We start from the raw sequence: 8,533 nt of genomic DNA on the forward strand, positions 1-8,533 counted from the left end.
AGTGTTACCAGATGCACTGATGACGCAGCTTTCAAAAGCTTAAATCAAGCATTATTAGTTGTTGTAGTATCCCCATCGGTTGCTCAGACCTTAAGAGTAGTTGCAGCAGGAATTTAAGTTTATGTAGAGTGCATCCCTGAAATACATAACCAACCAACATTGCAATTTACTCTCAATGGTGACTACAATTTTCCTGATTTTGCTGATGTTATGAACGCCAAGAACTTCTAATTCATTGAATTAGCCAGATCATGAGTAATACAAGGAGATAAATCCTCGCCTAAAAGTGGCACTCTTGCGTCGGCAATTTCTTGGTGATGTTTGACAATATGGTTAAATTCCTGGATATGTGGAACAGTATCAGCTCGGCTTGAACTTTATGTTCCAACAGATAAGAATGCTATAACTTAGTTTGCGGTTAAGAATATTTTTCGCCGCTTGTGCTAAATCAATAACCGTTCTAATTTCTATTGAATTGTTAAGTTTTACTAAAAGTCTTTCTTCCTAGACTCTAAGTTTAATTGCATCTGGAGGGTAATCCCAACTAGGTTAGCCAAATTTTAAGAGCCTATACCAAGGCAGTTTTGATTGACTTCAAATTGTTACGAAAGTTACTATCCTACCTAGCCTGAGTTTACCTATTCGTTACAAAAAGCGGTAACGAATCGAAGTGAATTTACCAGAGCAAAAAAACTTTATTGAGCTTGTCTCAATTATGTGAATTTTTCTACTGCTTTTACTTTTCTGATTCCTATACGAAGCATAACATATAAATTCCTATCTATTTATGGAATGCAAATTCACTTTTTTCATTTAAGCAAAGCCGATATTGTTATTAGTATCGTAAATAGCAATATGTGATTAGCTGATAATTATTTGTCTACAAATTACACTTTCAGGGGTTATGGGAATGTTAGCCAGTATATTGTGGATTTTAATCATGGGCTTTTTTGTGGGACAATTTGCCCAACGTTTAGGCGCTCCCTCTTTAATTGGCATGATTTTAGTGGGGATGATTCTTAGCCCCCAAGTATTTAATCTTATTAGTCCAGAAATGCTTAATGTTGCCGATGATTTAAGAACTTTGGCAGTGATGATTATTCTGATGAAAGCCGGACTGGGTTTAGATAGAGAAAAGTTAGCTCAACAGGGAACTGTGGCGCTGCGTTTGGGATTTTTACCTGCAACAATGGAGGCGATCGCGATCGCCCTCACAGCTATGGTAATCTTTAACTTTGACTTTCTCACCGGCTTACTTTTAGGCTGTGTCATTGGCGCGGAGTCTCCAGCCGTCATTGTCCCCGGAATGCTGAGACTCAAAAGTTTAGGCTGGGGCGTTGCTAAAGGCATACCCGATGCAATTTTAACTGGTAGTGCTTTATCTGATGTCCTGCTGTTATTAGTCTTTAGCTTGTTGCTGAGTTTTTTGGGTGATGGAGGCGTTGAGCAGATTATCCTGACTGGCGGGTTAGTACTGACTCCTCTACAACTGCTACCACTGCAAATGATCATGCAGATTTTACTAGGAGTGATATTCGGATATTTAGCAGCCCGTTTGTTGGTTGTGCTATTAGTAAAACAAAATTGGACTCAAAATGCCGTTCAAGATACAGTAATTGCTGCCAGTATCGCCTTATTTTTAGTAATTTCGGCTCATGAGTTGCCTTACTTTTCTGGTTATTTAGCAGCAATGAGTATGGGTTTTTTCCTAATCGAATTAGATGCACCCCTAGCTAGAAGATTGCGCGGCGGGTTTGACAGTTTATGGATAGTCTCGGAGATTTTTCTGTTTGTATTATTGGGTGCAACTATTCAACTACAAGTGTTAGGCAATATTCTTTTACCTGGTTTGGCAATTCTAGCAATTGGTTTACTTATCGGTCGGATGCTGGGCTGGTATCTTTCCACACTGAGCAGTAATTGGAATTGGCGGGAAAGACTGTTTTTATTACCGGGAAACTCAGCCAAAGCGACAGTACAAGCAGCCATTGGAGCGATTCCCCTCGCCCAAGGTGTTACTGGAGGTGAGATAATTTTAGCGATCGCAGCTTTATCAATTTTAGTCACAGCACCTTTAGGAGCTTGGGCAACTATGACCTTTGCACCTAAATTATTAGAAAGGGGAGAAGTTGATCCCACAAAAGTTACAGTTGCCACTCGTACCCTCTTACTAGCAGCCGTTGATACATCAGGTTTAGCTACAGCAATTTTAACCAAAGTCGCAGATTTAGCTCGACGCAGTAATGGTGAAGTTATAGTTTTGCATATAGTTAATCTGCCCAATCAACCAGAAATTCAACAACTAGAATCACAAACTCAACAATTATTAGCAGATATCAGATATAAATTTGTCACTATCACAGGTACGGTTCCAGAAGAAATTATTCACATTGCCCAAAAGCATCATGCTACGGCAATTATCATGGGGAAACGGGGTCATCAGCCTTGGGCAAAAGTCCTCATTGGCTCAGTATCGCAAGCAGTTTTAGAAACTAGCCCCATACCTGTAATTTTGGTAGAAAATCGTGATCCCAATTATGAGCAAAGTTGAGCTTGCATCTATTCTTAATATCCATGAAAAGGAAGTTAGACGTATTCTAAGTCCCCACCACGCCACAAAATTATCTACAATGGAACGGACTCTAGCGGTACTCGGACAACGAGTTGAATTACAAATTAGTGCAAAATAGAATCTGTATAACGAGGATTCCAGAGAGTTATTGCGTAAGTACTGATAAAATATCAACATATAAATCTGAAGCAAAGTTTGAGATATGGGCGTACACCGCCAGCTAACATTGCCTAGATGCTTACGTAATGGAGGTTATCGATAAAGTCTTATATAAATTTGTCGTGTAAAAGGCGATCGCTTCTATGTCTGGGTGTAATCTAGAAAACTACAGATGGCACATTTCTCCGGTTACTCATATCATAAGTTTAAGTATAAATCTATAGCTTAAGCTTGTGTAATGAAAAGCCCAATTTTAGCCACAGCCGTATTTTTAACTACCATTAGTCTGACCACAACTGCCCAAGCAGCCAACTTTGAACACGTCAGACAGTTATTAGCTACCAAACAATGTCAAAACTGTGATCTAACTAATGCCGGTTTAGTCATGGCTGACTTATCTGGAGCGGATTTAAGCGGTGCTAATCTGACAAATGCTAACCTCAGCCGTGCTAATTTAAGCGGCGCTGATTTAAGAGGTGCAAACTTAAGCGGTGCTGGTTTATTTGGCGTTAACCTCAGCCAAGCTAAACTCAGTGGCGCAAATCTAGTGGGTGCTGACTTGAGAAACACCTTTTTAGCCAATACAGAATTTAATGGTGCTTCCCTTGATGGTGTTAACTTTCAAGGTGCAGTTGGTATACCCATGCAGATTGCCACACCAGAAGAATTCTATGCTTTAGGGGTAGCAGAAGCACAAAAAGGTAATCAAAAGCAAGCAATTTATTATTTCGATCAAGCGATCGCATCTCAGCCAGAATACGCAGGTGCTTACTTAGCCCGTGGTGTTGCTCGTTACCAAGTATTTGACCGAGAAGGCGCATTCCAAGATGCTCAAACTGCCGAAAAAATGTTTAAAGCTCAAGAAAACGAGGTAGGAATTCAAACCGCAGAAGCTTTTATGAAAGAACTACAAACACCCTACTCTGAGAAAGTCAGCACTGGTAAACCCAGCTTTTTTGACTTTGTAGGCAGTCTTGGCTCAGTTTTACTCCAGTTTTTACCTTTTTAAATGGGGGAGTAGGGAGTGGGGAGTGGGGAGTAGGGGGGAAGAATTGTAACTTCCTAATGACTAATGACCAATGACTCTATCTACTGAATTATGGGCAGCAAATCAAGATTTAGCGCAAGCTTGTCTAAAGCATCCTTTCGTTCAAGGCATCGCCGATGGAACTCTAGAAGCAGCTAAATTTGCCAACTATATCGGGCAAGATGCTTTTTTCTTACAAGCCTTTGCCCGTGCATATAGTATAGCCGCAGCGAAAGCCCCAGATTGGCAAGGTTTTACCACATTTCACGCCTTAGCAGATGGAGTTTTAGCAGAACTCAAGCTGCATGAAAACTATGCTACTCAGTGGGGCGTTGATTTGCGTATTGTGGAACCTGGAACTGCTACCCGTCGCTATACTGATTTTTTACTAGCGACCGCCTGGACTAATGATGTAGGTGTCACTGCTGCGGCCATGTCTCCCTGTATGCGTCTTTACGCTTTTTTAGGACAACAGTTAGCCCATCATGGTATCCCTGAACATCAGTATGCCGATTGGATTCGGACTTACAGTAGTGCAGATTTTCAACCCCTGACACAACAATTAGAAAGTTTGGTGGAACATTACGCTACTGCTAGTCCCTCTGTGTACTCAACTTACCGTTATGCCATGTCTTGTGAACTAGACTTTTTTCAAGCTGTTTGGACAAAATAACTCTTGAACCTGGCTGAATTATTCCATGTATACATGGGAAAATTAGTTAATACAATCGCAATTCCAGCGATGATGGCACGGAAGGAAAAAAGATGTCGGAAAATTTAAGAAGCCAAGTTGTCACCCAAGGAGTGCAGCGATCGCCTAATCGAGCTATGCTGCGTGCAGTGGGTTTTCAGGACGAAGATTTTAATAAAGCCATTGTCGGTATTGCTAATGGCTACAGTACAATCACTCCCTGCAACATGGGAATTAATAAACTAGCACTAAGAGCGGAAATTGGTGTCAGAGAAGCTGGGGCAATGCCGCAGATGTTTGGTACTATCACCATTAGCGATGGGATTTCAATGGGAACCGAGGGAATGAAATATTCCTTAGTATCACGAGAAGTTATCGCTGATTCCATTGAAACCGCCTGTACTGGACAAAGTATGGATGGTGTGTTAGCCATTGGTGGTTGTGATAAAAATATGCCAGGGGCAATGCTAGCGATGGCTCGCATGAATATTCCTGCTATTTTTGTTTATGGTGGCACAATTAAACCCGGTCACTACGATGGTAAAGATTTAACCGTTGTCAGTTCCTTTGAAGCAGTTGGTCAATACAGCGCCGGCAAAATTGATGGTGATGAACTCTTAGCCGTGGAACGTCAAGCCTGTCCTGGTGCTGGTTCCTGCGGTGGAATGTTTACAGCAAATACCATGTCTTCCGCTTTTGAAGCAATGGGTATGAGCTTACCTTATTCTTCCACAATGGCAGCCGAAGATGCTGAAAAAGCCGACAGTACGGAAAAATCAGCCGTTGCTTTAGTCGAAGCCATTCGCAAGCAAATCTTACCTCGGCAGATTATCACCCGTAAATCTATAGAAAATGCCATTTCGGTAATTATGGCTGTGGGTGGTTCCACAAATGCAGTATTGCACTTTTTAGCGATCGCTCGTGCAGCTGGAGTAGAACTCACACTAGACGACTTTGAAACCATTCGTGGACGTGTCCCAGTTATCTGTGATTTAAAACCCAGTGGTAGATATGTCGCCACAGACCTGCACAAAGCCGGCGGAATTCCCCAAGTCATGAAAATGCTGCTTGTGCATGATTTACTCCACGGTGACTGCTTAACTATTAGTGGTCAAACAGTAGCAGAAGTCTTAGCAGATATCCCCGCAGAACCACGCACCGACCAAGATGTAATTCGTCCTTGGAATAACCCCATGTATGCACAAGGACACTTAGCCATCCTCAAAGGCAACCTAGCTACAGAAGGGGCTGTAGCCAAAATCACCGGAGTTAAAAAGCCAATTATTACTGGCCCTGCACGGGTATTCGAGTCTGAAGAATCCTGTTTAGATGCCATCCTAGCAGGTAAAATTAAAGCAGGTGATGTTCTCATTATTCGTTACGAAGGCCCCAAGGGTGGCCCTGGTATGCGAGAAATGCTTGCTCCCACTTCAGCCATTATTGGGGCTGGGTTAGGCGATTCCGTAGGCTTAATTACTGATGGACGCTTTTCCGGCGGTACTTACGGCATGGTAGTTGGTCACGTAGCCCCAGAAGCAGCCGTTGGTGGTGCGATCGCCCTTGTAGAAGAAGGTGATAGCATTACCATTGATGCCTCTAATCGCCTCTTGCAATTGAACGTCTCAGATGAAGAATTAACCCGCAGACGTGCCAATTGGCAACCCTTACCACCCCGTTACACCAAAGGCGTACTTGCTAAATATGCCAAATTAGTATCTTCTAGCAGTGTTGGAGCAGTCACAGATTTAGACTTATTTAATGGTTAGCCATTAGTTATTTCCACCAAACAGAGACGTTGTATACAACGTCTCTATAACAGGTTTGGAATTGTTACAAGAGAAATGAAAATAGTTGCTGACCATCTTCTTTCCAGCTATATTAAAAAGTATTACCTAATCAGAGTTGATATCCGGTAATAATCCTTACCAATCATACCCAAAATGGGTTCATGGTTAACTTCGGTCAGTTGTGAGATGTACTATGGCTTCTCAAATAGACATAAATTTGTCCGAAGAAGTTTTACAACGCTGGCAAACAGCGAAAAGTGCTGTAAACCAAAGCGTTAACTCAATAACTAACTCAGCACAGCAGTTTAGCGAGTCTTTAAAAGAAACAGCAAATACAAAAACGGATCAAGCACTGAATACAGTTACAACTACCCTAGAAAAAGCTCAAGATTCCATAGAACAAACTTGGCAAACTGCTGAAAACATAAAAAATACAACATCAGTAGCACTACAAACTGCTGTCACTTCTTCTGTAAATGATTGGCTGACTCAACACCCCGCATTTTTGCGATTATTTCATATTCTTGATTGGGCAGTTAATCACCCAATGATCAGTTTAATCATTCTGCTTTTAGGAATTGCTCTGATTTGGAGTATTATCAAAGCAATTATCCGCCTGATAGAAACAGCTAGTTGGTCAATATTGCAAATTCCACTCAAATTAATCTGGGCTTTTCTTAAACTTAGCTTTGTTTCCTTAACTAAATTTAGAGGTTTTGCTATTCAACCAGCGACAGATCCTCAAACAACTCACAAACTAGCACTTCTACCTACAAACCCTCCAACCCTTGATAAAAACAAACACCAACGATTAGCAGAAATCTCTACCCGATTAGAAAAAATTCAACAAGAACAACAAGAACTTTTACAAGAAGCAGTAGACATAATTGCTACCGAAAAAATAGAGCTATAGCAACTCTCAATTATACCTCTCTGTGCCTCTGCGTGACACAAACCCACCCACCCTAACGCCCAGGCGATAACTGAGTAATAATCTCATCCTCCTGACCAGCCAGAAAATTAGCAAAGCGCCTAGCCAAAGGTGGTACAATCACAAGAGGATTGCTAAAACTAGAGAAAATGTGAACACCCTCAAATCCTGGAATAGCGCCAATCAAAGGTAGGCGATCGCTACTAAAAGCCACCAAACAATGATGCCAAGTTCCTGGTAAATCCGCCAACTTCGGTAATACTTGCTGAATATTTGTTCTTAGCCACTTTTCACTGTCCTCAGCATTGATCTTGGCAAAAGGATCTGTGAGAACACGGCTAACCTGACCCAAACGCAAACTACCATCTAGAAATTGAATCGCACCCACATCTAAAATTGGCGGAACTGGTTCATTAGGGATTTGCCATAATTCATCAACCTTAGTAGATTCCGCTTCTAACTGAAACCGTTGCAGATTTGCTGGCATGATTAAAGTGCGTAACTTCAAATCAACTGGTGGTGTTTCGATGACCTCAGCATGGGTAAAATACAGCTTCATGGAAATACCAGCCGATTTTAGTAGCTGTCTGCTAAATCCACCCGCACAAACTACCACATTGTTACCGTGGTAAGTGTCAATATTTGTTTGTACACCCTTCAACTTCATTCCTGCATTAGAAGATGAAGTAGTCTGTAAATCGAGAACTTGGGCAATTTGCATTTCACCCCCAGCACGCAGAAAAGCTTGAATATAACCTTGTATTGTTTTTGTTGCGTTTATATGACCATGTTTAACAGTCAAAGCCCCGGCGATCGCCTCTGGATTCAGCAGTGGTTCCAACTCACAAGCTTCTTTTGTATTGAGTAGCTGAGGTCGAATAGCAAGATGATTATAGGATGCAGCAGCTGCTTGTGGGTCGCTATCAGCCGCAATAGTGAGTAATAAATCTAGTTCCCGAAACTCAGTCTCAGCATCCAACTCTAAACTTAAGTTCCGGTAAAGAGCGATCGCCTCTTTGCATAGTTGGCGCGTCAGTGGCGTACTCCCAGACCAATAAGCCAGCCCCCCATAACTATAGCGAGTTGCATTCTCCGGTGTGCCGTGTTGTTCTAACAAAAGGACAGCAAAGCCAGTTTTTGCCAGTTCGTAGGCGATCGCCGCACCCGTAATTCCCGCCCCAACCACAATCCAGTCATAGTTCTTCATTCTTTACACCTATTCTTGATTCCCATACATCATATATAGATATATATGGAACACTCCAAATCCTGCAAACTCGGCTGTGGGCAAAGCAAACGACTCTTAGTATCGCCCCTTTTAAAAAAACTTTGGTTTACCCCTTGACGAAACCAGAGAGAGTAGATA

The 8,533-nt window shown here is 41.9% G+C and carries 7 protein-coding genes; 6 read left to right on the plus strand and 1 reads right to left on the minus strand.

Annotation, left to right across the window (positions count from 1 at the left end; genetic code table 11):
* The first annotated feature begins 910 nt into the window (after positions 1 to 910).
* From ACM0OW_RS02345 to ACM0OW_RS02370, 6 genes are all read left to right on the plus strand, one after another.
* The gene (locus ACM0OW_RS02345; RefSeq protein ID WP_414548407.1) at positions 911 to 2,551 is read left to right on the plus strand and encodes a cation:proton antiporter; all 1,641 of its coding nucleotides are present in this window, start codon (positions 911 to 913) and stop codon (positions 2,549 to 2,551) included.
* Entirely contained in the window at positions 2,538 to 2,690 is a 153-nt protein-coding gene (locus ACM0OW_RS02350; RefSeq protein WP_414548408.1) for a hypothetical protein, read from the plus strand. The genes ACM0OW_RS02345 and ACM0OW_RS02350 overlap by 14 nt, the downstream gene beginning before the upstream one ends.
* 279 nt (positions 2,691 to 2,969) lie before the next feature.
* Positions 2,970 to 3,740: a pentapeptide repeat-containing protein gene (locus tag ACM0OW_RS02355; protein ID WP_414548409.1), complete on the plus strand. Its 771-nt coding sequence runs from the start codon at positions 2,970 to 2,972 to the stop codon at positions 3,738 to 3,740.
* A 70-nt stretch (positions 3,741 to 3,810) separates the two neighbouring features.
* Positions 3,811 to 4,431: a TenA family protein gene (locus tag ACM0OW_RS02360; RefSeq protein ID WP_414548410.1), complete on the plus strand. Its 621-nt coding sequence runs from the start codon at positions 3,811 to 3,813 to the stop codon at positions 4,429 to 4,431.
* Positions 4,432 to 4,523: 92 nt separating this feature from the next.
* Complete coding sequence (ilvD, locus tag ACM0OW_RS02365; protein WP_414548411.1) at positions 4,524 to 6,215, plus strand: dihydroxy-acid dehydratase; 1,692 nt, start codon at positions 4,524 to 4,526, stop codon at positions 6,213 to 6,215.
* Positions 6,216 to 6,429: 214 nt separating this feature from the next.
* On the plus strand, positions 6,430 to 7,149 hold the full coding sequence (locus ACM0OW_RS02370) for a hypothetical protein (protein WP_414548412.1): 720 nt from the start codon (positions 6,430 to 6,432) through the stop codon (positions 7,147 to 7,149).
* Positions 7,150 to 7,201: 52 nt separating this feature from the next.
* Here the strand turns inward: ACM0OW_RS02370 and ACM0OW_RS02375 are convergent, their stop codons facing one another.
* Positions 7,202 to 8,374, minus strand: a complete 1,173-nt coding sequence (locus ACM0OW_RS02375; RefSeq protein WP_414548413.1) for an NAD(P)/FAD-dependent oxidoreductase — start codon at positions 8,372 to 8,374, stop codon at positions 7,202 to 7,204.
* Positions 8,375 to 8,533 lie beyond the last annotated feature (159 nt).

This window comes from Anabaena sp. CCY 0017 (assembly GCF_963920885.1).
In the GTDB taxonomy this organism is placed as follows: domain Bacteria; phylum Cyanobacteriota; class Cyanobacteriia; order Cyanobacteriales; family Nostocaceae; genus Nodularia.